2 protein-coding genes are annotated in these 2,107 nt (G+C 44.4%); both read right to left on the bottom strand.

Annotated elements, in window-relative coordinates; translation table 11 throughout:
- A partial coding sequence (locus ACFIK7_RS05220) for a DUF6990 domain-containing protein (protein ID WP_375663043.1) occupies positions 1-276 on the bottom strand: 276 nt, incomplete at its 3' end.
- 3 nt (positions 277-279) lie between these two features.
- Positions 280-2,107, bottom strand: a 1,828-nt coding sequence (locus ACFIK7_RS05215; protein WP_375663042.1) for a DUF637 domain-containing protein, incomplete at its 5' end; no start/stop codon positions are given.

Genomic DNA, 2,107 nt, shown 5'->3' with positions numbered 1-2,107 from the left:
ATTAAAATCCTCCTTCGCGTAAAACAGCACATCTCCATATTTACGCTGTGATTTTTCACCTCTAGAATATTCCCGAGCAAGACAATAAGCAGCGGTGGTGAGATCAGCCGAAAGCAAAAACTCTTTGCCACTCTCTCCATAATTTTTTACACCATAGCCAATACCGACAATGCGATCGGGAAGATGATAATGCGCAAAAGTATCCCCCACGTTATCACGATAAGGCTCCCAGCCCAGTCTTTTTAAAATCTCTGTGACATCTTTAGTTTGCATCATGAATCACTTTCCTTGTGCAAGAAGCTCTGTTAAACGGCTCGGATGACGAATAACTTCGTATTTTATCGGTCTCCCCCAACCCTTGCCCAGTTGTTCTTTAGGCCAATTTTTCTTAAAATCATCTAATGCTTCCTCAAATTTTTCTGCACTTCCTTTATAATCTCTCTTAAAATCGCTGAGTTCCTGTTGATATTTATTTAGCTTTTCTTTGTTTTTCTCAAGGAATTTTAAAACAACATCTCCTGTGGGTTGCGCATCTCCTGTTTTATACTCCTTTTCCAAAATCTTTTGGTTTTCGGTTAGACCAGCATTCCCCGTTTTTACCTCAACAATTTTTAATTCACCATCCTCTATATAGAGAATATCAGGACGGGATCTTATTGCAACTTCCTTTGTCCCTCCTTTACCATCAGGTTTCTCAACTATTTTTTTAAACGATGCTTCTTGCGTACATGTTGTACATCCTGCTTCCTGTAATTTTTGCATTTCTTCTGTACGCTTTCCGTCATGATGCTCCTTATTTTTTTCGAGTGTTTCACGATTGCTATTGCTTTTTGAAGGCTTTGGGGATGTTTCGCCCTTGGCACTGTTTTCAGAGCCAATTTTTCCAACTGATTGAACAACTTCCTTTTCTGCTTTTGCAGCTGCTTCTTCAGTCTTAGCAGCAAATTTGATGAGATCTTTTTCTACAAGCTTGCCCGCAAGCTTTACGCCTCCCTTGGCTGCTGAAACAGCACCGTCAGTAAGCACTGTAGAACCCACTATATAAGCCACATCTCCTAATGCTTCACCTGCCATTTCGCCAGATTCAGCACCAGCACTGAATGCTCCATCCCTCCCTTTCTCCCTTGTTTCATGTATGTGATCTATATGCCCTCTAAAGGAATCCTTTATGTGATCTATGTGCCCTCTAAAGGAATCCTTAACACCTCCCCAGAATTGACCAACTCCTTCCCAGAGTTGACCAGCACCTTCCCAGACATCATCAAATATATGCCCACTCGTGGCCCAAGCTTTTGCTGTTCCAACGCCTTGAAGGGCATTTTGATAGATCTCATCAACTGAACTGTTTCCTATTGCCGATCCTAATTCTTTAATGTCATGAACTGTCGCATATATTCCGTTTCCTATTGCCGATCCTAATTCTTTAACGTCATGAGCTGTCTCAGATATTCCGTTTCCTATTGCTTTTACGGCACCAACAATCGTACCCTTCGCAAGACCTATCTCAAAAATCCTATCTTGCTCTTCATCAATCTCGAACCATTTTTCGTTAACATCTCTTCGACACTGATCATCAGGGCACTCTTCTAACTCTTTCTTCATCTGAGCTTGTTGAGCACTGCTGAGGTAGTTATTTGCAGCGGCATTACCTGCGGCATCAGCGCCGGCATCAACATTGCCACCGGCAATGGCGGCAGCAACGCCCCCAGCAGCCCTTGCAACATCAATGGTGTGGTCTCTAAAGTCAGCAAACTGCGCATCAATCTTTGCGTTTATACGCGCTTCCTCTTCCGGAGTTGGGGTGCGACCGTTTAGGTCCCCCATTTCCTCTTTCACAATACCTTGCACCCACAATTGAAACTGGAGCATAGCAGTGGCTTCACCCACAGCACCCCCCACAGCACCGGCCGTGCAAGCACCACTCGCAACAGCGCCTTTTAAACAGCCAAGACCGGCGTGGGCAACGATTTGTGTGACCGTATCTATTTTGCCTTCTGCCTTGGCGGTACCGATTTCTTCCGCCAATGATTTGCCAACCGTATCAGACAGGGCGATGCGCAGATTGTTAAAAAAGTTCTTGTCAAGAGAGCCGCCCTCAAGAGCCGTC

It is taken from the genome of Bartonella sp. CL266QHHD, from assembly GCF_042195355.1.
Taxonomy (GTDB): Bacteria; Pseudomonadota; Alphaproteobacteria; order Rhizobiales; family Rhizobiaceae; genus Bartonella.
The sequence above is the reverse complement of the archived record's forward strand: the minus strand, read 5'-3'. Positions and strand labels throughout refer to the sequence as shown.